This window comes from Photorhabdus antumapuensis (assembly GCF_020387775.1).
Classification (GTDB): domain Bacteria; phylum Pseudomonadota; class Gammaproteobacteria; order Enterobacterales; family Enterobacteriaceae; genus Photorhabdus; species Photorhabdus antumapuensis.
In genome coordinates, this window is sequence record NZ_JAHZMK010000014.1 from 50,997 (window position 1) to 72,180 (window position 21,184).

General features: G+C 42.2%; 15 protein-coding genes and 2 CRISPR repeat arrays. Of the genes, 10 read left to right on the forward strand and 5 right to left on the reverse strand.

What is annotated here, in order from left to right; translation table 11 throughout:
• The first annotated feature begins 692 nt into the window (after positions 1-692).
• A CRISPR array of direct repeats spans positions 693-1,801; the repeat unit is 28 nt; unit sequence GTGAACTGCCGTACAGGCAGCTTAGAAA.
• Between the two features lie 212 nt (positions 1,802-2,013).
• The 10 genes from cas1f to cas6f all read left to right on the forward strand — a co-directional run bounded on the left by cas1f (position 2,014) and on the right by cas6f (position 11,968).
• Positions 2,014-2,994, forward strand: a complete 981-nt coding sequence (gene cas1f / locus KZ793_RS04795) for a type I-F CRISPR-associated endonuclease Cas1f (RefSeq protein ID WP_225813985.1) — start codon at positions 2,014-2,016, stop codon at positions 2,992-2,994.
• The gene (gene cas3f, locus KZ793_RS04800) at positions 2,991-6,299 is read left to right on the forward strand and encodes a type I-F CRISPR-associated helicase Cas3f (protein WP_225813987.1); all 3,309 of its coding nucleotides are present in this window, start codon (positions 2,991-2,993) and stop codon (positions 6,297-6,299) included. The genes cas1f and cas3f overlap by 4 nt, the downstream gene beginning before the upstream one ends.
• 93 nt (positions 6,300-6,392) lie before the next feature.
• Positions 6,393-6,653, forward strand: coding sequence for a type II toxin-antitoxin system Phd/YefM family antitoxin (locus KZ793_RS04805; protein ID WP_225813989.1), 261 nt, complete (start codon positions 6,393-6,395; stop codon positions 6,651-6,653).
• On the forward strand, positions 6,653-6,964 hold the full coding sequence (locus tag KZ793_RS04810; protein WP_225813991.1) for a type II toxin-antitoxin system RelE/ParE family toxin: 312 nt from the start codon (positions 6,653-6,655) through the stop codon (positions 6,962-6,964). The genes KZ793_RS04805 and KZ793_RS04810 overlap by 1 nt, the downstream gene beginning before the upstream one ends.
• A gap of 560 nt (positions 6,965-7,524) precedes the next feature.
• Positions 7,525-7,659, forward strand: coding sequence for a hypothetical protein (locus tag KZ793_RS22505; RefSeq protein ID WP_255619158.1), 135 nt, complete (start codon positions 7,525-7,527; stop codon positions 7,657-7,659).
• A gap of 136 nt (positions 7,660-7,795) precedes the next feature.
• Positions 7,796-7,972 (forward strand): hypothetical protein, encoded by a 177-nt coding sequence (locus tag KZ793_RS04815; protein WP_225813993.1) that lies wholly within the window; start codon positions 7,796-7,798, stop codon positions 7,970-7,972.
• A 95-nt stretch (positions 7,973-8,067) separates the two neighbouring features.
• Positions 8,068-9,411 (forward strand): type I-F CRISPR-associated protein Csy1, encoded by a 1,344-nt coding sequence (gene csy1, locus KZ793_RS04820; protein WP_225813995.1) that lies wholly within the window; start codon positions 8,068-8,070, stop codon positions 9,409-9,411.
• Entirely contained in the window at positions 9,408-10,370 is a 963-nt protein-coding gene (gene csy2 / locus KZ793_RS04825; protein WP_225813996.1) for a type I-F CRISPR-associated protein Csy2, read from the forward strand. The genes csy1 and csy2 overlap by 4 nt, the downstream gene beginning before the upstream one ends.
• Before the next feature lie 23 nt (positions 10,371-10,393).
• Positions 10,394-11,404 carry a type I-F CRISPR-associated protein Csy3 gene (gene csy3, locus KZ793_RS04830; RefSeq protein WP_225813997.1) on the forward strand — a complete coding sequence of 337 codons (1,011 nt, stop codon included), beginning with the start codon at positions 10,394-10,396 and terminating at the stop codon, positions 11,402-11,404.
• 9 nt (positions 11,405-11,413) lie between these two features.
• Entirely contained in the window at positions 11,414-11,968 is a 555-nt protein-coding gene (gene cas6f, locus KZ793_RS04835; RefSeq protein WP_225813998.1) for a type I-F CRISPR-associated endoribonuclease Cas6/Csy4, read from the forward strand.
• Positions 11,969-12,200: 232 nt separating this feature from the next.
• On the opposite strand, the gene KZ793_RS04840 is transcribed toward cas6f, so the two are convergent.
• The 5 genes from KZ793_RS04840 to KZ793_RS04860 form a co-directional block, all read right to left on the reverse strand.
• Positions 12,201-12,998, reverse strand: a complete 798-nt coding sequence (locus KZ793_RS04840) for a PhzF family phenazine biosynthesis protein (RefSeq protein WP_225813999.1) — start codon at positions 12,996-12,998, stop codon at positions 12,201-12,203.
• Positions 12,999-13,342: 344 nt separating this feature from the next.
• Positions 13,343-16,009: a CRISPR direct-repeat array (repeat unit 28 nt; unit sequence GTTCACTGCCGTACAGGCAGCTTAGAAA).
• Between the two features lie 48 nt (positions 16,010-16,057).
• Positions 16,058-16,885 carry a 5-deoxy-glucuronate isomerase gene (gene iolB / locus KZ793_RS04845; RefSeq protein ID WP_225814001.1) on the reverse strand — a complete coding sequence of 276 codons (828 nt, stop codon included), beginning with the start codon at positions 16,883-16,885 and terminating at the stop codon, positions 16,058-16,060.
• 46 nt (positions 16,886-16,931) lie between these two features.
• A complete protein-coding gene (gene iolE / locus KZ793_RS04850; protein WP_225814002.1) occupies positions 16,932-17,822 on the reverse strand; it encodes a myo-inosose-2 dehydratase in 891 nt (296 codons plus the stop codon).
• A 39-nt stretch (positions 17,823-17,861) separates the two neighbouring features.
• Positions 17,862-19,766, reverse strand: coding sequence for a bifunctional 5-dehydro-2-deoxygluconokinase/5-dehydro-2-deoxyphosphogluconate aldolase (locus tag KZ793_RS04855; RefSeq protein ID WP_225814003.1), 1,905 nt, complete (start codon positions 19,764-19,766; stop codon positions 17,862-17,864).
• A gap of 75 nt (positions 19,767-19,841) precedes the next feature.
• The gene (locus tag KZ793_RS04860; protein WP_225814004.1) at positions 19,842-20,975 is read right to left on the reverse strand and encodes a Gfo/Idh/MocA family protein; all 1,134 of its coding nucleotides are present in this window, start codon (positions 20,973-20,975) and stop codon (positions 19,842-19,844) included.
• Positions 20,976-21,184 lie beyond the last annotated feature (209 nt).

The following is a 21,184-nucleotide window of genomic DNA, read 5'->3' on the forward strand; positions in this document are numbered from 1 at the left end:
TCATCCACTACTCTGTACTCAAGTGCATTCAAAAGCTATCGCTTTTGTTGGAGTATTGCTTGGATTCGCTCTTCTTTATAGAAAAGAATGGCAAATAGAATAGCTCTAATTGGGATAGGGAATTAAGATGGATATATTAAATGATATTTATAATCAGGAGATAAATTTGGTCATGAAAAGATTGGATAATTTAATATGAAAAATGTGGGATAGTAAAAAGCGTAATGAATTATTTAAAGGGATTCGAGTTTTATTTGTAGGGCAATAATATTACATTTATTACTTTAATCCAGAGTCATTTAATTCTATTTTTATATAGTAATTATACAAGAAGAGAGTGAAATATGATGTATTCAGTTAAAGGTGTTCAATAACACACGTTGGTAAATGCACTTAAAAATATTAGGTCAGCATATTCTAAATAGAGTGAGAGTAAAGTTTATCTTATTTGATAGCTCTATCATGGCTGAACGTTTTGCGATCAATGCTTTCACTTACTGCATAGACATTAGAACGGGTGATTTAAGTGTGTGATGGTGTTTTTGTTAAACCCTATTTTTACCCTTTTTTTGAGGGGAATTATAACTGGTTGATTTTATAGTAAAATTAATTATCTCTTATAAAAAGGGTTTTTCACTTTTTAACAGCTATGCTATTTAAAAATCATCAGGTTAAAGTTAATATGTAACAGTGTGAACTGCCGTACAGGCAGCTTAGAAACCGCTTCAATAATGATTTCTGGCTCAAACGTGGGTGAACTGCCGTACAGGCAGCTTAGAAAATTAGGCACTCAGAGTCCCAAGAACACACAACATGAACTGCCGTACAGGCAGCTTAGAAATTGTACTGTTCGCAGATGTACATAGTAGTTTTGTGAACTGCCGTACAGGCAGCTTAGAAATATTCCCCAGAGATTCTGTGATGCGTTTTTATGTGAACTGCCGTACAGGCAGCTTAGAAAATTCCGTGAGTGTTGAGGGTTTTAATAAAGTGGTGAACTGCCGTACAGGCAGCTTAGAAATTCACAAGATAATCTGGAATTTCAGAAATAAAGTGAACTGCCGTACAGGCAGCTTAGAAAAGGCACATCAGCAATGGCATATTGCAGTTCTGGTGAACTGCCGTACAGGCAGCTTAGAAAATGTCGGAACGACATGGCGACCTTAGCGCCCGGTGAACTGCCGTACAGGCAGCTTAGAAATGGTGAGACTCATCGAGCTTTATCTGATGTGCGTGAACTGCCGTACAGGCAGCTTAGAAAGGAAATGGTGGTTGAGGCTCCCGCTCTTTCTGGTGAACTGCCGTACAGGCAGCTTAGAAAGATAATATGGCCGGGTAACGGGATCTGCCCTTGTGAACTGCCGTACAGGCAGCTTAGAAAAGTAATCAATACAGCCGCACTACGCGGTTTTTGTGAACTGCCGTACAGGCAGCTTAGAAAAACAGAGTGCCGATATTGTGACGGACGCGTAAGTGAACTGCCGTACAGGCAGCTTAGAAATGAATGATTTTACTGCATCGGCTTACTGTCGGGTGAACTGCCGTACAGGCAGCTTAGAAACACGGAAAATTTTAATATACGTCACTGAAGTTGTGAACTGCCGTACAGGCAGCTTAGAAAACGAACCGCACACGCGACCAGGATCTACTCCTGTGAACTGCCGTACAGGCAGCTTAGAAAGTTTGGTATATTCATCCCATTTAATGAACCAAGTGAACTGCCGTACAGGCAGCTTAGAAAGGATCGACACCCCGGCTATCATCCCATCCCCGGTGAACTGCCGTACAGGCAGTTTAAAAATAGAAAGTTTCCCTTATTCTCCTAAACTATCAAGTGTGCTGCCACACAGATAGCTTAGAGTATAATTATTCCTGTTTAGGGCAGGCACTATGCTATGAGTTGGTAAAGAATTGTAAATTCTTTTGATTTACATCTGTGATATTTTACTTGTGTAAAATTTATGCATAATATTTACCATAAATGAAATTAATTATTTAGGTAATTCTTAAATTATGGATAACAACTTTTCTCCGAGTGACCTTAAAACTATTTTGCATTCCAAACGCTCGAATATTTATTACCTGCAATATTGTCGAGTATTAGTTAATGGTGGCCGTGTTGAATATGTCACTGATGAAGGAAAGCAATCACTGTATTGGAATATCCCAATTGCAAATACCACTGTTATTATGTTGGGAACGGGGACTTCTATTACTCAGGCAGCAATGCGTGAATTCGCTAAGGCGGGTGTTTTAATCGGTTTTTGTGGTGGTGGAGGTACACCGCTATTTGCGGCTAATGAGGTTGAGATTGATGTGTCTTGGTTGACACCACAAAGCGAATATCGTCCTACAGAGTATTTACAAGATTGGGTGAGTTTCTGGTTCGATGATGAAAAACGATTAGCGGCAGCGATTGCTTTTCAAAAAGTTCGCATTGCACAAATCCGTGAACATTGGCTAAGTAGTCGAATGCTTCGAGACAACTCTTTTATGTTTAATCGTGAGAGTTTATTGTCGTTACTTACACGTTATGAGCAGAATCTTGCAAATTGTCGCGATAATAAAGAATTAATGGCACAAGAAGCTGTGATGACTAAAGCATTATACAAACTAGCGGCCAATGCAGTAAGTTACGGCGATTTTGTCCGGGCAAAACGCGGCGGTGGTGTCGATTTGGCAAACCGTTTTCTTGATCACGGTAATTATCTGGCTTACGGATTGGCGGCTGTTGCAACTTGGGTCATTGGTTTACCACATGGTCTGGCGGTGTTACATGGTAAAACCCGTCGAGGGGGTCTGGTCTTCGATGTTGCGGATCTAATTAAAGATGCATTGGTATTGCCACACGCATTTATTGCGGCAATGGCTGGAGAAGATGAACAGGAATTTCGCCAACGCTGCATTAGTGGATTTCAAAAAGCTGAGGCATTGGACACCATGATTGATGCCTTGCAAGCAACTGCTCAACAACTGAGTCAGGTGGCACGATGAATATTCTCCTAGTATCTCAGTGCAACAAACGCGCGCTAACAGAAACCCGCCGAATTTTGGATCAATTCGCTGAACGTAAAGGTGATAGAACTTGGCAAACGGCTATCACACTGGAAGGTTTAAATACTTTGCGTAAGCTATTGCGTAAAACGGCACGTCGTAATACGGCGGTTGCTTGCCATTGGATAAAAAGTGGCGGCCAAACTGAGTTGTTATGGATTGTCGGGAATTTGCGACGCTTTAACTCGCGAGGAGTTGTACCCACGAATACAACACAGCGTGATGTACTAAAAAGTCAGGATGAGAATCATTGGCACAGTGTCGAAGCTATTAGTTTGCTGGCAGCGATTGCCGGACTATTCCATGATTTTGGCAAAGCTAATGTGCTATTCCAGCAAGGTTTACAGGGTAAAGGGCGATTCCAACCGTACCGACATGAGTGGATATCTTTGCGGCTGTTTCGGGCATTTGTTGATACGCAAAATGATAAGGAGTGGCTGACTTCGTTGAGTCAAATTGAGCCTGGTGATGAGGATAAGGTACTTTCCCGTTTGGTTAAGGACGGTATTGATTCTGATGAAAAACCTTTTGCTAACTTACCTCCATTGGCAACTACTGTCGCTTGGCTAATCCTCTCTCATCATCGTCTTCCTGTTTATCCTGCTTATGACAGTAATTATTCAAACGAGCCGCAATTGGAATACATTGATAATTGGTTGACTAAATACTTAGAACCATCGTGGAACTCAATCAACATGGATAAGGAGGGCTGGAGTGATCAGGATAAGCGTGATGTCTGGACATTCCCAAATGGTACACCTATCCGTAGCCAGACTTGGCGTCAGAAAGCCCAAAAATTTGCGCGAAGAGCGCTGCAATCAACGTCGTTGTTGCAATATGGTGATCTGAACCAGCGTTTTACTAGCCATATGTCTCGGTTGGTTTTAATGCTGTCCGATCATCATTATTCATCATTGCCTGCAACTTTGGGTTGGCAGGATATCAACTATGATGTATTTGCTAATACTGATAGAACCACCGGCAAGTGCAAACAGCGGTTAGATGAACACAATATTGGCGTTGGGCAGAATGCTTTATTACTAGGGAGAAGCTTGCCACATATCCGTAAAACGCTACCTGCGATTACCCGGCATAAAGGATTTAAACAACGCAGCAAAGATGAAAAATATCGCTGGCAGGATCAAGCGTTCGATGTCGCATGTGCTTTGCGTGAGCGTTCAGTGGAGCAAGGCTTTTTTGGCATTAATATGGCTTCTACAGGTTGCGGTAAAACTTTTGCTAATGCACGCATCATGTATGGATTAGCTGATGAAAAACAAGGATGCCGTTTTTCTATCGCTTTGGGGCTAAGGACGTTAACGCTACAAACCGGTGATGCATTACGTAAGAAATTGCATTTAGAAGAAGATGACTTGGCGGTACTGATTGGTTCGCAGGCAGTGAAAGAGTTACACCAACTTCGTCAAAAGGAACTTGAGCCTGATGTAGGTAGTATGTCCGCAGAAGCGTTATTTGCAGAGCATCAATATGTTAGTTATGACGGCAGCTTGGATGATGGGCGTCTGAGTCATTGGCTACGTAAAGATAAAAATAAAAATAAAGATAATAAACTTAATAAGCTGCTTAGCGCACCTGTGCTAGTAGCGACCATCGATCATTTAATTCCAGCTACTGAAGGAATTCGTGGTGGAAAGCAAATTGCACCTATGTTGAGATTGCTCACTTCTGATTTAGTGTTAGATGAACCCGATGATTTTGATATTAACGATTTGTCGGCTTTATGTAGGTTAGTGAACTGGGCAGGGTTATTAGGTTCGCGGGTATTGCTTTCATCAGCCACATTACCGCCTGCGTTGATTCAAGTGTTGTTCAACGCTTATCGGGCTGGACGCCAAGATTACCAGTTAGCATGTGGTCAGCCGGGTGCTCCGGTTAATATCTGTTGCGCTTGGTTTGATGAATATGAAACAACTCAACAGGATGTGGTCAATGCATATCAGTTTCAGGAACAGCATAATATTTTCGTTAATAAGCGTATTGGCAGGCTTAAAAAAATAGTGCCATTGCGTAAAGCTGAACTTGTACCGATTATTTCTGAAAGTCGTAAAGTTGATAATGTTATTAATACTATCGCCGAAGTGATGCATCACTCTATATTGAAGTTGCATGAGGAGCATCATCAAACCCACTCATCGGGTAAAACTGTCTCTATTGGTTTAATCCGTATGGCAAATATTAATCCACTGGTTGCTGTTGCACAGCGGTTATTGCAGATACCATCTCCTGAAAATGTGCGCATTCATTATTGTGTCTATCACAGTCAGCACCCTATGGCGATACGTTCTCATCTTGAACATCGGCTGGATTCAACGTTGACACGTTATGATGAAGAAGCGTTGTGGCAGGTGGCAGAAATTTGTAAGGCATTGGAGAAGATGCCAGAGAAGCATCATATTTTTGTGGTAATAGCAACCTCTGTAGCAGAAGTAGGGAGGGATCATGATTATGACTGGTCCATTGCTGAACCCAGTTCAATGCGCTCTCTGATACAACTTGCCGGTCGTATTCAACGCCATCGGCAAAAAGAGCCACAGGTGCCAAATTTGCATATTCTGGCAAAAAACTATAAGGCACTTAAATCGACTAATTTAGAGCATCCGGCTTATTGTCGCCCAGGGTTTGAATCAACAAGTTATCGTCTTACCAGCCATGATTTACATGAATTACTGGAGCCTTATCAATATGAACTAATTAGTGCATTGCCAAGAATAAAAGAACGCGATAATGCTGGAGATAGTTCACCTTTTGAGAATTTGGTTGATCTTGAACATCAACGTTTATGGGAAGAGCTTCAAGGAGGCTCTGATAATGAACACGGTTATTGCTCAGCTCTTTGGTGGCGTGAACAGGCTTCGTGGTGTGCGGAACTCCAACGTCATAAACCGTTTCGTCAGTCAGAACCTGACGAATTATATTATTTGTGGCTTGAAGAAGAAGGTGAAAAACCGAAGTTTATGGCTCTGGATAGTGGCCAGGCAGGGATAAAAGAAAGCGGGGCGTTTGACTATGTGCCAGAATTAGAGTTCGCACCAGGTGTGAGTGCTTGGATTGAACTTGATACTGAGACAATTTACCAGTATTTGGCTGATACTTATGAAATGGAGTTAAAAAACGTAAGCCAACATTTTGGTGAGATTTGCCTCAGGAAAAAAGATAAGAAAAAGGATGGTGGAGAAGCATGGCGCTACCACCCATTTTTAGGGGTGTTTAGAGAAGTTAGCTGAATAATATGCGGTGTTTTTAGGTAATGATCGTGGTGATTATCGTTCGATTCGATTACACTAAACTAATCGAACGATATTTGCGAGGTTACAAACATGTATGCACTTTCTGCCAATGAAGCTAAAACTCACTTTGGTGATATGTTGTTAAAAGCGCAGCGTGCTCCAATCCAGATTAACAAGAATGGCAAGCCGGTTGCTGTTGTTCTATCAATGGATGAATATGAAAACATTGAAGCGCTTAAGATTCAGCTTTTGAAATCCAGAGCAATCCAAGCCAAAGCTGATATTGAAGAAGGTAACCTAGTTGATGGTGAATCATTTTTTGATGAACTAGAGGCAGGTAAATACGACTAATGCCGATCCTCTATCGTTTAACACCGGATGCCCAAAGAGATCTGATCGAAATCCGCCGATTTACCATGAAACAATGGGGAACAGCTCAATCAAAAAAATATCTGTTGGAACTACGAAAAACCATTCGCCTGCTTGCCGATACTCCTTTCCTAGGCAAGTCTAAGTCTGATATTGGACCGGATATTTTGAGTTTTCCCTATGTCAGCCATGTCATTTATTACGTAGTGCATGAGCAGCAATTAGTAGTGTTCGGTGTGTTGCACAAACGTATGGTACCGTTGAACCACCTAGCTGAGCGAGAAGTGATTTGATGTGGCTGATTTTTTTGAATTGAGATTAGAGATGGAAAACACTAAATGTATTTGCCTGTTATCCGTACGGAAGTAGAAGAATTTAAGGAGGGAGATTTTTTTAAATAAATTGAACGTTTAAAGAGATAAGCTATCTAATGAATATGTCATTGATGATGAGATGTTTCATGGATATATTCATCTTGAATTGACAGAAGAAAAAAGTTTAATGCCATGACTTGATTGATACCCTATTTCTCATTACCACAGCGATAATTTTGGGTGAGGATATGGTGAGCTTTAGGTATTTTGTTGTGAAATATACAGAGGGAAAATCTTGGTAAAGGGAATGGACAGAATAAATTAAAATATCCTAGCTAGGGTGATGAATGCAGGGCTGGAGTATTTATTGGTCGGTGGTGATGTACCAAGTCATGTTTTCGCGCTAAATTTAGCGAGACACTAAGTGTTTGGATTGAACTTGATACTGAGACAATTTACCAGAATCTGGCTGATACCCATGAGATGGAACTAAAAGATATCAGCCAACGTTTTGGTGAGATTTGCCTCAGGAAAAAAAGATGATGGAGAAGTGCGGTGTTATCACCCGTTTTTATGGGTATTTGGCGCACCTAGTTGAGTGCGCCGCTGCCTGTACGGCAGTTGGTTTCTACTTAAGACTAAAGAAACATGTTTCTAAGCTACTTGCACAGTAGTATCTATACGATAAGCAATTAAAAAATTAAATGCTATATGTTTTATTTATACTAAAGAATAAAGATACATGGGTTGACTGTTTTTCTGGTGTAGTATAAGGTGTAGTTGTAAGCTATTCATTTTAGGAAAACAGCTATGAAAAGAAATCCGAATAGGAAGCAAGGAAAAGCAGGAAATTTGCTGAGTATGGTTATCATGTTACTTATATATTTGCCTTCAGTAACTGACTTTCATCAGGAGTCAGGTATTGTTCAAGGTCAAAAAGTAATCACGGTATCTGTCACTATCAGCCAAAGTCCTGCTAACCAGTAGAGTGATTGGAATAAACATGGTGCTATCTTTCTGTTTTTAGGGAGATAGCGCATTCTGATGACCAATATTGATAAGATAAGGTGAAATAAGAGGTTATGAATGAAAATGGGTTAAGTCGATTCATTATCGATTATATCGAAAGCCGTAAACAACCAAAGCTAGAGGCTTTTGATAAAGAGGCTGAAAAGAAACTAGCAAAACTAACCTCTGTGGAAGATATTACGCTAGTTAAACAAGAGTTAGATAAACAACGTAACGAATTGGAAGAGCGCTATGAAATTAGAAATTGGTTAGATGATGCTGCAAATCGGGCAAAACAAATCAGTCTGGTAACACATGCTCTGAAATTTACTCATAGTGATGCTAGAGGTAGTAGCATTTTTGCAACATCATCAAATACAGCTGGAAATACTAAATATCTTTCTACGGCGACTTTATATAAACCTGTAATCGATTCAGTTGGTAATGCGGCTGCTCTTGATGTCGCAAAATTGTTACAAACTGAATATCAGGGAGATTCACTAGTGGAGTGCCTAAATCGCGGAGATTATTCAGCATTAGCTGAATTGGTGGAAAATGATCAGCAACTTGAACGTTGGGTGAATGGATTCCGTCAAGCTTTGTCAGATGAAACGCTTTCCTCTCATAAACTAGCAAAGCAACTTTATTTCCCGGTAAATGGTAAATGTGATGAGTATCATTTGTTAAGTCCACTATTTTCGTCATCTCTGGCTCATGCTATGCATCAGCGTATCGTTGAAGCCCGTTTTGGTGAATCATCGAAAGAAATTAATAAGGCAAAGAAAGAAGAACGTTGGCATCCTGAAACTAGAGCAATTTATCCCAATACAGCTGTACAGAATATAGGTGGAACTAAGCCGCAAAATATTTCTTACCTTAATAGCGTACGAGGTGGACGAGCTTGGCTTTTATCTTGTTCCGCTCCTGACTGGCAAAGTAATATCAAGCTTCCGGAACGGTACAGGTCCATTTTTGAACAGCGTAGTCAGTTTGTTCGGTTATCTTATCGTACTGTCAGATTGATGCGACAATATCTATTTCGGGTACAGAAAAGTACGGAAGAAATCCGACGGAATCGTCAGGCATATGTTGATGAAATTATCGATATTTTATTTAATTATGTTGCTAGCGTACAGAATCAGGCTGAATTTAAAGGCTGGAGTGCGAATTGTGGTTTAAAACGTTCTCAGCAGCTTTGGCTTGATCCCTATCGTTGTCAACAAGATGAAATATTCAAATTTGAACGTGAAAGTGGAGACTGGAAAAAAGAAATTGCCGACGATTTTGGTCTCTGGTTGAACAACGAATTGCGCCATGAACGGTTAGAAGTTGGGTTGGCTGAACGTCATGAATGGGCTTCTGTATTTAAAAAACGGTTACGTGAATTTGGGGATGAATTGCCAGAGGTATCGTTATGAGTTATTTGATTGTTTTGCGCCATATTAAAGTAGAAAACGCAAATGCAATTGCAGGTTTAACCTATGGTTTTCCGGCAATTACTCATTTTCTTGGCTTTACTCATGCACTTTCACGTAAGTTACAGCAGAGTCATAATTTAAGATTAGAAAATTGTGGCGTTATTTGCCATAACCACCAACTGCATGCTTATCAGTCTGATCCGATTAGGGATAAAGTCTTTGCTTTAACTCGTAATCCATTAACTAAAGAGGCAAATACCGATTCTTTTAATGAAGAAGGTCGTATGCATATGACGGTTTCTTTATTAATAGAATGTTCTGGTGAAATTGCTGGTGATGCAGAGGCTAACGAATTGGAACAATATTTACTAGAAATATGTCCAACTCAGAGACTAGCGGGTGGTACTATTACTGAAATTGCTAAAGTCCATGTTATTGCTTTTCCACAACAAGAGCAGGAAACCCGTAAGTTAATGCGTCGTTTATTGCCGGGTTTTGCCTTATTAGATCGCACTGAATTGCTAGCTAAACACTACGAAGAATTAAAACAGGATAATCCTCAAGCAGAGATGCTTGATGCCTGGCTTGATTTTTCTACTATCAAAATGCGAGCTATTCCTGTTCAGGATGATAAGCAACCTGAAATTGGTGATCCTGCATATTGGGAATATATTCCTAAACCCGGTTTTGGATATTTAGTTCCTCTGATGACAGGTTATCAGGCAATATCGCCGCTATATCCCGGCGGGAAAGTAGATAAAACCCGTGATCCTAATACTCCATTTTGTTTTGTTGAAGCAATCTACGGAGTAGGTGAATGGAAAAGCCCGCATCGTATTGACGATATTCGCCAGTTACTCTGGTGTTATGACTACCAAGAGGGGGTCTACAGGTGTTGTAATCAGCAGACTGTTGCTCGTCAATCCAAACCCAATAAGAAAGTAAGAATAATCGACTGATTAATTTAAAGAAGGATATCTACATGTCTAAATCAACTATTAAAACGGCTTCTGTATTGGCATTTGAGCGTAAACTTTCTAATTCTGATGCTGTTATGTTTGCTGGAAATTGGAAACAAATTGACGGTGAATGGCAACCCATTGCTATTCAGGAAAAAGCTGTCCGGGGGACGATCTCTAACCGCTTGAAAAATGCATTAACTAGTGATCCTGCTAAGTTGGATGCCGAGATTCAAAAAGCAAACCTGCAACGTGTTGATGTTGCTGCATTGCCTTTTGATGTTGATACCCTAAAAGTCAGTTTTACATTACGGGTGTTAGGTAATCTTTCAACTCCATCAGTATGTAATGATCAGGATTATCAGGCTGAACTGGCAAACGTGATCAACGGTTATATCGCTGAACATGGTTTCAAAATGCTCGCTGCACGTTATGCAGAAAATCTGGCTAATGGACGGTTTTTGTGGCGTAACCGAGTTGGAGCAGAAGAAATTAAGGTTCGCGTAAGTGGTAAGAGTGGCAAATGGTGGGAGTTTGATTGTGAAGATTTCAGCTTACGTGAATTTGGTAAGGTAGACGGTAACTTAGCTGAACTTGCCGCCGAAATTGAGGAAGGATTGGCAAGCGATAGATCAACATTCTTCAACGTTGAGGCTTTTGTTCGTTTAGGTCATGGTCAGGAAGTCTTCCCCTCTCAAGAGTTAGTTCTCGATAGTAACAGTAAAAAAAGCAAAGTGTTGTATCAGGTTAATGAGATCGCTGCATTGCATTCGCAAAAAGTGGGTAATGCACTCCGAACTATTGACACGTGGTATCCAGATGCTACGGAGTTGGGTCTTGGCCCAATCGCGGTTGAACCCTATGGCTCTGTAACCAGTCGCGGTAAAGCTTATCGTCAACCTAAAGTAAAAATGGATTTTTATACTTTATTAGATAACTGGGTTATCAAAGGAAAAGTGCCAGAAGTAGAGCAACAGCACTATGTTATGGCGATTCTGATTCGTGGTGGCGTTTTTGGTGAAAAAGGTGAATAAGGGGACACAATGGATTATTACTTTGAAATCCGCGTCCTTCCTGATCCTGAATTTAGCCAACAAAGTCTGATGGAGGCATTATTTGCTAAGCTGCATCGGGCGTTAGGACAAGTAGGTAACGGGCGTATTGGGGTCAGTTTTCCGGGTGCGAGAAAAACATTGGGGGACACGCTGAGGATTCACGGTGCAAACGAAGCATTGAATGATTTGCAGTCGTTATCTTGGTTAAAAGGGCTCCGGGACTACACTGAAATGACTGATATCCAGCTGGTACCTCAAGATACTCGATATCGTCGTGTGAGCCGAGTGCAGGTAAAAAGCAATGTTGATAAGATTCGCCGTCGTTCGATTAAAAAAGGATGGTTAACGGAAGAACAAGCCCGGCAGCGTATTCCTATTAGCAAAGAGCAACGTACCAATTTACCGTTTCTGAATCTTAAGAGCTTGTCATCAAGGCAAAGCTTTCCGTTATTTGTTGAACAAGGGCCAATAGAGGAAGAACCAGCATCAGGTGTTTTTAGCGCTTATGGATTAAGTGCATCAGCTACCGTACCTTGGTTTTGACCCTTTTTTAGCGATTAATGATAACCTATTGATTTATCTAGGAGATTAAACTCTACTTATAAAAAGAGTTTTTCTCCTTTTTGTTCTTTAATAATTAATAGATTACAGATAATATTCAACTGTTTTCTGCCGCATAGGCAGCCAGAAGAAAAGAGTTTTGCTTTAATGGCAGAACTCTTTTTCTTCTCTCAATATAACCTTAATATCAATAATGCGTGTTGAGGTTCTTATCTTAGGAAATAATTGAGGTATTGAGGACGATATGCCCGTAGGAAAATAATTTGGCTTTTCCTAATAAATGTACTCGATCTCCGTGTAATTCACACACAATGTCTCCACCGCGTTTTGACAATTGACGTGCATACAATCTCTGTTTATTTAAACGGTTACTCCAAAATGGGGCTAATACACAATGTGATGATCCGGTTACTGGATCTTCTGGCACGCCTTTAGTGGGGGCAAAATATCGGGAAACAAAGTCAATTTGTTGTTCACCAAGTGCTGTTATGGCAACTCCCGGTAAAGGCAGAGTAGCTATTTTGTCAAAATTAGGTTTTGTATTTAGAACCTGTTCTGCGGTTTCGAGTAAACAAATATAGCGATTGTCAGAAACAAGAAGCTCGGATATTTTCTGGCCTAGTGCATTTTCGATATTTTCTTGCAGAGATGACTCTTTTTTGTAAGTCGCTTTGGGTAAATCAAGTGTATAAGTACCGTTGTCATGATAAACGGTAATATCGCCGGAACGAGTCTGGAATACGATGGGGTTATCAGTAACGGATAGATGTTCAATCATTACGAACGCGGTTGCTAATGTTGCGTGCCCACACAAATCTACTTCAACTTTGGGTGTAAACCAACGTAGGTGGTTACCGACTAAAAAAGCAGTTTCAGAGAGGTTTACTTCTGTAGCAATTGATAATAGCGCTTCATCTGGAAGCCAGTTATCTAATATAACAACAGCGGCGGGGTTGCCAGAAAATTGGCGATCTGTAAATGCATCAACATGATAGATGGGTAGTGAAATCATTTGCATTTCTCTTAAAATAGAATTGGTCATGAAAAAGGGATCAATGTTCTTAATTTTATTAAAAAATTACCCGCTATTTTATATAACTATATGTAATCGGAAAGAGAGTAAGTCGCTCAGTTTTAAGATATTTAGTTGGTTTACCGAAACATTGGGTATCGTTGTATTAACCAGATATGTGACCCTATTTTGACCCTATTTTGACCCTATTTTGACCCTTTTTTTGTGGTTGATTTTAACTTATTGATTTTTATATGATATTATATAATGCTTATAAAAAGGGTTTTTCTGCTTTTTGTCATTATGTTCTTTAATAATCAGTAAATTAAAGTTAGTATCTAACAGTTCACTGCCGTACAGGCAGCTTAGAAAAACAAAAAAAGGCCGTGACAGAATCGCGTCATTGTTCACTGCCGTACAGGCAGCTTAGAAAATTCCCGCCCAAACATTGGAACGCTGGATATCGTTCACTGCCGTACAGGCAGCTTAGAAAGAAGCAACCAGTCCGATTAGCGGCATACTGGCGTTCACTGCCGTACAGGCAGCTTAGAAAGTTGCAACCAGAGCACTTTTGCTTCGATATCGTTCACTGCCGTACAGGCAGCTTAGAAATGTACGGCAGTGCACGTGTTATCCTTCGTAACGTTCACTGCCGTACAGGCAGCTTAGAAATGAATCAGCATATAAACCGCAGCACCCGCACCGTTCACTGCCGTACAGGCAGCTTAGAAAGCTGGACTATTTCTGAATTCAAAGATCTACCTGTTCACTGCCGTACAGGCAGCTTAGAAAATATGCGGGATTTGCTATGTAATTTATTCCATGTTCACTGCCGTACAGGCAGCTTAGAAATTGGTCAGAGAGGGCACAAGATTGAGCGCTATGTTCACTGCCGTACAGGCAGCTTAGAAACCCAATCTTTCGAAAGTTACTCTGGATTTTAAGTTCACTGCCGTACAGGCAGCTTAGAAAAATACAGGCTTTTTGCTTCGTCGCGGGGATCAGTTCACTGCCGTACAGGCAGCTTAGAAAAACGATACCAATGCCTCCGAATAACTCATGATGTTCACTGCCGTACAGGCAGCTTAGAAATCAAGGATATCGCTAAACACGGAACATCGGATGTTCACTGCCGTACAGGCAGCTTAGAAAGTTGCACGTAAAATAACCGGGGGGCGTGTACCGTTCACTGCCGTACAGGCAGCTTAGAAAACACACGCGGCCCATATCAACACCCCGGCTATGTTCACTGCCGTACAGGCAGCTTAGAAAGCAATCAACCGAAGTACTGACAGCGAGAAATAGTTCACTGCCGTACAGGCAGCTTAGAAATGCTGGATAAGCCAGTATCGTGGGAAAAACGAGTTCACTGCCGTACAGGCAGCTTAGAAACGCACTGGCCGCTAACGCATTAGCGACATTGTTCACTGCCGTACAGGCAGCTTAGAAAGCAATAAAATCACGAATGCACTGTGGGCCACAGTTCACTGCCGTACAGGCAGCTTAGAAAGCGCAAATTCAGCTTTATTGCCGTGGAAATTTGTTCACTGCCGTACAGGCAGCTTAGAAAATCGTCATCGGGCCAGAGATAATTCACACCATGTTCACTGCCGTACAGGCAGCTTAGAAAAGTATTTCCCAGCCCTTTGCGAGAGTCAATTCGTTCACTGCCGTACAGGCAGCTTAGAAAATTGATTGGCGAAAAATCATAATAGCTACTACGTTCACTGCCGTACAGGCAGCTTAGAAAACGGCGATTAGCTCGCAAGGATGGAGTTAGTTGTTCACTGCCGTACAGGCAGCTTAGAAAACACGCCAAACATGGGACGGGCCGGGGCAATAGTTCACTGCCGTACAGGCAGCTTAGAAATTAAAAAGGTTCCATAAAAAGCCAGTAGCGAAGTTCACTGCCGTACAGGCAGCTTAGAAAGCGATATTTATGAGATGGTGGCAAATCAGGGAGTTCACTGCCGTACAGGCAGCTTAGAAACTACGCCATCAATATCGGAATACAAGCGTAGCGTTCACTGCCGTACAGGCAGCTTAGAAAAGGGGCGATTATCACAAGACAGAACCCGCCATGTTCACTGCCGTACAGGCAGCTTAGAAATTGCCGGCTGGCCCGTATGATATGAGATAATTGTTCACTGCCGTACAGGCAGCTTAGAAATGAAAACAGCAACCTCCGTTTGACCGCTTCGGAGTTCACTGCCGTACAAGCAGCTTAGAAATCTTTGATCCGTTGTGACCAGTCACAATGAATGTTCACTGCCGTACAGGCAGCTTAGAAAGTATGAGACAGAAAATAAACACGTAAATCGTCGTTCACTGCCGTACAGGCAGCTTAGAAATTTACTAGCCAGGGATAACATGAGATTAAAAGGTTCACTGCCGTACAGGCAGCTTAGAAATCTTTTTCGCGGACAGAATAACCAATTGTATCGTTCACTGCCGTACAGGCAGCTTAGAAAATAGCCTGGTTATTACGGTGAACAAAGCCCAAGTTCACTGCCGTACAGGCAGCTTAGAAAAAGAATAGCAATGACAACAAACTCAACGATACGTTCACTGCCGTACAGGCAGCTTAGAAATCAGCTGCTCGACCGTCTGATGCCCTGTAGTTGTTCACTGCCGTACAGGCAGCTTAGAAATTCACCACGCGCTATCGATAAATTAGCATTACGTTCACTGCCGTACAGGCAGCTTAGAAAATAGTCGCGCGATAGACTCTATGTCTGTAAATGTTCACTGCCGTACAGGCAGCTTAGAAAAAACCGCTTCGGTGATATCGGATGGATCTCCCGTTCACTGCCGTACAGGCAGCTTAGAAAGTGATTCAATTCATAATCAACAGGCTTCGGAAGTTCACTGCCGTACAGGCAGCTTAGAAAATTCGAGTAGAGCGGCTTTATCTGCATCAGTCGTTCACTGCCGTACAGGCAGCTTAGAAAAGTAAAATGTAAGATATCCCTGATTATCACGAGTTCACTGCCGTACAGGCAGCGGCGCACTCGATTGAGTGCGCTAAAATAAAAAGCCTATTTTCTGCCTGATGAGCATTAATTCTTATGCTTTTGAGCATACGTTTCACTATTAACCCATTGATGGTCTTTTTCCCAGGTAAATAGCCATTTGCGGGTTGGTCCGGCCATTACGTTGAGATAATAGTTGTCGTAACCGGCAATGGTTGCTACTGGATGATAGCCTTTGGGGACCATTACCACATCTTTGTTGTAAACAGCCATTGATTCATCCAGTGAACGGTCATCGGTATAGACGCGTTGCATGCAGAATCCTTGAGATGGGTTCAAGCGATGGTAATAGGTTTCTTCCAAATAGGTTTCCTGTGGCGCATTGTCGGTATCGTGTTTATGGCTAGGGTAGGAGCTGGTACAGCCTTCATTAGTAAAGACTTCAACCACTAACAAGCTATCAGCAGGTTTGTTATCCGGTAGGATGTTGTGAACATGGCGTCGGTTGTAGCCATTTCCACGTTGTTCTGCACCAATATCCTGTGGCGTAATCAGTCGAGTCGGGTAGCTTCCTTTACCCGGTGCTTGGCATACCGCGAGTTCGAGAGCAGTATCAGCAATAATTTCAACAAATTCCCCCGCCGTGATGTAAACAGCATAAGGTTTTTTGCGTTCAAATGGTTCCATACGATCGCCAATATGCTCAAACCGCTGATGCGGCGTAGTCACTGTAGCTTTTCCTGCCACTAAAACCAGACAGGTCTCATTTTCTGATGCGGGTAAGGTGATTTTTTCACCCGAAGCCAACTCATAAACATCAAAGTGGACATACTTCCAGTTGGCAGATTCTGGCGTGATATGTTGAGTACGTTTGTTCTGATCCGGTGCATGATATTTTGATAATAATTTGGACATGTTACCTACCTCAGCATTGCTTTTACATGAATCGAACGGTAGCTAATTAAAGTAACCCCGCGTTAATAGCCAGTTTACGTAAGTTGTTATAACCCATCATTGCGTAGGTTAATGGATGAGCAACCGCAGGATCTTGTTCCGCTTCAACCACCAGCCAGCCTTTATAATTCTGTTTTTTCAACACTTGGAAAATTGCGGGATAATCAACACAACCATCTCCCGGTACCGTGAATACCCCACTCAGCACAGCATCAAGGAAACTGGTTTTACGGTTTTTTATATCGTTGAGTACATCAGGACGGATGTCTTTACAGTGAACATGGTTGATACGTTTTGCCCAGCGTTCTGCGATAGCCAGTGGATCAGCGCCAGCAAAGGTTAAATGGCCGGTATCCAGCAACAATCCAACTTCATTACCGGTATTCTTCATCAGATGATCAATATCTTCCTCAGTTTCGATCACAGTTCCCATATGGTGGTGGTAAGCAATCTGAACACCTTGTTCTTGGGTGTAACGGGCAAATTCAGTCAATTTTTCACCGTATTCTTGCCAGCGGTTAGCTGGAAATTGAGGGCGAAGATGGACTGGCTTGTTTTGATTGCCGTGAATGCAATTTGTCACTTCCGCAAATACCATGACATTCGCCCCCAATTCGCGCAGCAGAGTTAGGTGAGATTGTACCGCTTTAATCTCTTCCGCTACTGAATGGGTGAGTAATTCGCCAGAATACCAGCCAGATACCAGCATGAGATCGTGGGCAGCGAGAATTGGGCCCAATACGTTGGCCTGACGAGGGAATTTGTTGCCCAATTCAAAACCGATAAAACCTGCTTGGCGGCCTTCTGTTAAGCAGGTTTCCAGTGATGTATCTGCGCCAAGGGTGGGTAAGTCATCATTAGTCCAGGTCAGAGGGTTGATACCAAGTTGAACAGCCATGATGGTGCTCCTGTTGAATAAAATAATTTTATTATGTTGCTATCCGCGCTGACGCCATAGGCTAATCAGGTTGTGATAGTTGGTTTTTATTTTCTGGATCAAACGGTTATCATCAATCTCATTTTTTAGCCATTTTAGGGATGGTTGACCAAATAGGGTTCTTCCGACAGCAAAACCTTTGACGATAGATTTGCCGGCTGCGGCATTAAAGCCCATTTCCAGCTCTTCTTGTGGAGCATCGAGGCCAAGAATAACGACGCCACGGCAATAGGGATCTCGCTGCTGGATTAGATAGTTAATGTGGTCCCAACTTTCAGAACTGAGTGGTGGGAGTTTCCACCAATCCGGTTTAACTCCAAGGTTATAAAAGCGTCTAAGTGCGCGAATATAGAACTCATCTGAGTGTTTCATTTCCGCAGGTAGAATCACTTCCAGTAAAAGTTCGTGACCAGATTTACAACATGCGGCATAAATTTCCCGAACTTTTTTCTCTTGCTCCAGGCGGAGTGGGTGAGCATCTTCTGGATGGAAAAACACCAGACATTTGACGATGTGTTCCAATGGCCAGTCAATAAGTTGAGAACCGATGTTGCCGTGTTCCAGACAAAGCGGGCGAGAGCCTGGTAGTTCGATTGGGCGGCCTATCCACCAACCTTGACCGGTAATTTCGTTTAAAACATCTTGACCAAAAGTGCTGTCACATAACAGTCCTATTTTTCCTTGTAATCCTGCTTCTGTGGCAACTTCCCGGCTGGCGCGCAATAGAAGTTGTTTTAATGATGAAATACGCTTGATACTGGCATTTGCTTGACGGGCTAATTCAATAAATTGAATACGATGATCAAATGCCATTACGTACAGTTCGTCCCATTGGTTTTTACGGGTGCTGATACGGTGGAGATGATTAAGTGTTTCATCCAAATCAGGGCGTAGTATTTGATTGGCGCGTGATAGATAGTTATCAAGTTCTGTTTTATCTGGCATTGCCGGTGCGCACCCATGACGAGAAACAACTAATGCGCCACAAGCATTAGCGTAAGTGCAGGCTTTTTCCCAACCTTCTTTATTAAGATAGCCGCGTAATAAGCCGGACATAAAAGCATCTCCTGCACCGAGTACGTTAAGCACATCGACACGAATGCCCTGTATGGTAAGGCTATCATTCACATCATTAGGGATTTCAGCGGTAAAAACAGAGCATCCTAGTGATCCCCGTTTACAAACCAATGCAGCAGATGTGAGTTTACGAATGTTGCGTAGTGCTTCGATAGTATCGGTGGCACCACCGGCAATGTGGAACTCTTCTTCTGTGCCAACAATCAGGTCAAATAGTGATAAGACTTCCTGTAACTGAGCTGTTACCTGTTCCGATGCGATATAACGTGATTCACCATCTCCCAGAGAAGTTAACCCCCAAAGTACCGGGCGATAATCAATGTCCATGACCGTTCTCACCCGGTTACGGCGGGCGTAGTTGAGGGCCGTCAGCACCGCATCGCGAGTGTTAGGATGAGAAAGATGTGTTCCGGTGATAGCCAGACAACGAGCGGATGCAATGTATTCTTCAGTGAAATCATCACGGGTAATTGCCATATCGGCGCAGTTATCACGATAGAAGATCAGGGGGAACGTGGTTTTATCTTTGATTCCTAGCAGTACCAGTGCTGTAAGGCGTTCTTTATCCGTGGTTAGATGGCTGGTATCACAGCCAACACTTTGCAACTCTTCCCGAAGGAAACGTCCCATGTGTTCATCACCGACTCTGGCTAGCATGGAGGATTTAAGCCCCTGACGAGCGGTACCATAGGCGACATTACCGGAAGAACCGCCAAGATATTTTGCAAAACTTCCCATGTCTTCCAGACGTGCTCCGATTTGTTGGCCATAAAGGTCAACGGCGATTCGGCCCATGCAGATGACATCAAATTTTTTTTGCTGCTCCATTGAACAATTCCTTATTAAGTACAACATCAAGTGTTGCTATGCTGAGCTCCGACAGTGGAGCGTTGATAAGAAGAATTAATTAATTTCAGTGACATTCACCCAACGTTGCTCTTGATAAGAACGAGCAATAGCATCCAGAATACGTGAGACTTTCCAGCCTTCGGTGAAATCCGGCCATATCTCTTTATTGCTGGCGATGCCATTAATCAAATCTCTGATTTCCACTGTTTTTTGATCATTGAAGCCGATGCCGTGACCTGCACCGTGACAGAATGGCGCATAGTCAGGATGCTCTGGTCCAATAAGAATAGTTTTAAATCCTTGGCGGTTTGCCGGTTCATCGTGGCGGTAAAGTTTTAATTCCGCCATTCTTTCTTGTGTAAAGCTCAAAGCACCTTTTGTTCCTGTAATGGTGTAGCTCAAACCCATTTTGCGGCCGCAGGCAATACGGGAGGTTTCAATAATACCCATTGCTCCACCGTTGAAACGCACCATAGCATGTGCTTGATCTTCGTTTTCTACCGCAACCATAATGCTAGAGCCGGTTTTTTCCGGGCGTTGTTTGATAACAGTGGCCATGTCTGCGCAAACAGTTTGGATATCACCAACCAGGTACTGCGCCATATTGATGATATGAGCAGCAAGATCGCCTAATGCACCTAAGCCAGCTTTATCTTTGAAGCAGTGCCAGTGAATAGGGATGAGTGGATCAGCCATATAATCTTCGTTATGAGTACCGTAGAAGTGAATGACTTCACCGATTTCACCATTCGAAATGATCTCTTTAGCCAGTTGTGCGGTAGGGTTTTTCATATAGTTAAAACCGACTAATGTTTTCACTCCGGCTTTTTTGGCGGCTTCGACCATTAATTTTGCATCAGTTGAGTTTAGTGCCAGTGGTTTTTCACAATAAACATGCTTGCCATGTTTGATCGCTTCGAGAGCCATCTCTTTATGAAGAAAATTTGGTGAACAGATATCAACAACATGAATATCGGGATCTGATACTAATTGGCGCCAATTGTCAGTAAAGCGCCGGAAACCTAATTGTTCAGACCGTTTTGCGGCGAGTTCAGCAGAAACTTCCGCTACCATGTCACAAACTAGTTTGCCTGCCAGAGAGAAAACAGTCGGTGCTTGTGCGTAAGCAATGGCATGGGTGCGTCCGATGTAACCAGTACCGATTAGGCCGATACGAATCTCTTCCATATAGCTATTTCTCCGAATAGAAGCGGATAGGTCGTTTGTTGTTGCAGTCAGTTCTTTAGTACTTGCCAGTTAGCCTTGGTTGTTGTCGCACATCTGTTATAGGAAACATTTGTTTCATTTTCAACTTAAATGAAAATATTAATTTCAAGTTGTGATCTGATAAGGGTTTTTTAGGTAACGTCGCGTTATATAGGGTTAATTTGCTAATG

Coding starts and splice junctions, on each gene's coding strand:
- cas3f (WP_225813987.1), top strand. CDS start 2,991: ATGAATATTCTCCTAGTATCTCAGTGCAACAAACGCGCGCTAACAGAA.
- iolE (WP_225814002.1), bottom strand. CDS start 17,822: ATGGCTGTTCAACTTGGTATCAACCCTCTGACCTGGACTAATGATGAC.
- KZ793_RS04815 (WP_225813993.1), top strand. CDS start 7,796: ATGAAAAGAAATCCGAATAGGAAGCAAGGAAAAGCAGGAAATTTGCTG.
- KZ793_RS04855 (WP_225814003.1), bottom strand. CDS start 19,766: ATGGAGCAGCAAAAAAAATTTGATGTCATCTGCATGGGCCGAATCGCC.
- KZ793_RS04805 (WP_225813989.1), top strand. CDS start 6,393: ATGTATGCACTTTCTGCCAATGAAGCTAAAACTCACTTTGGTGATATG.
- KZ793_RS22505 (WP_255619158.1), top strand. CDS start 7,525: ATGATGGAGAAGTGCGGTGTTATCACCCGTTTTTATGGGTATTTGGCG.
- KZ793_RS04810 (WP_225813991.1), top strand. CDS start 6,653: ATGCCGATCCTCTATCGTTTAACACCGGATGCCCAAAGAGATCTGATC.
- KZ793_RS04860 (WP_225814004.1), bottom strand. CDS start 20,975: ATGGAAGAGATTCGTATCGGCCTAATCGGTACTGGTTACATCGGACGC.
- csy2 (WP_225813996.1), top strand. CDS start 9,408: ATGAGTTATTTGATTGTTTTGCGCCATATTAAAGTAGAAAACGCAAAT.
- KZ793_RS04840 (WP_225813999.1), bottom strand. CDS start 12,998: ATGATTTCACTACCCATCTATCATGTTGATGCATTTACAGATCGCCAA.
- csy3 (WP_225813997.1), top strand. CDS start 10,394: ATGTCTAAATCAACTATTAAAACGGCTTCTGTATTGGCATTTGAGCGT.
- cas1f (WP_225813985.1), top strand. CDS start 2,014: ATGGATAACAACTTTTCTCCGAGTGACCTTAAAACTATTTTGCATTCC.
- cas6f (WP_225813998.1), top strand. CDS start 11,414: ATGGATTATTACTTTGAAATCCGCGTCCTTCCTGATCCTGAATTTAGC.
- csy1 (WP_225813995.1), top strand. CDS start 8,068: ATGAATGAAAATGGGTTAAGTCGATTCATTATCGATTATATCGAAAGC.
- iolB (WP_225814001.1), bottom strand. CDS start 16,885: ATGTCCAAATTATTATCAAAATATCATGCACCGGATCAGAACAAACGT.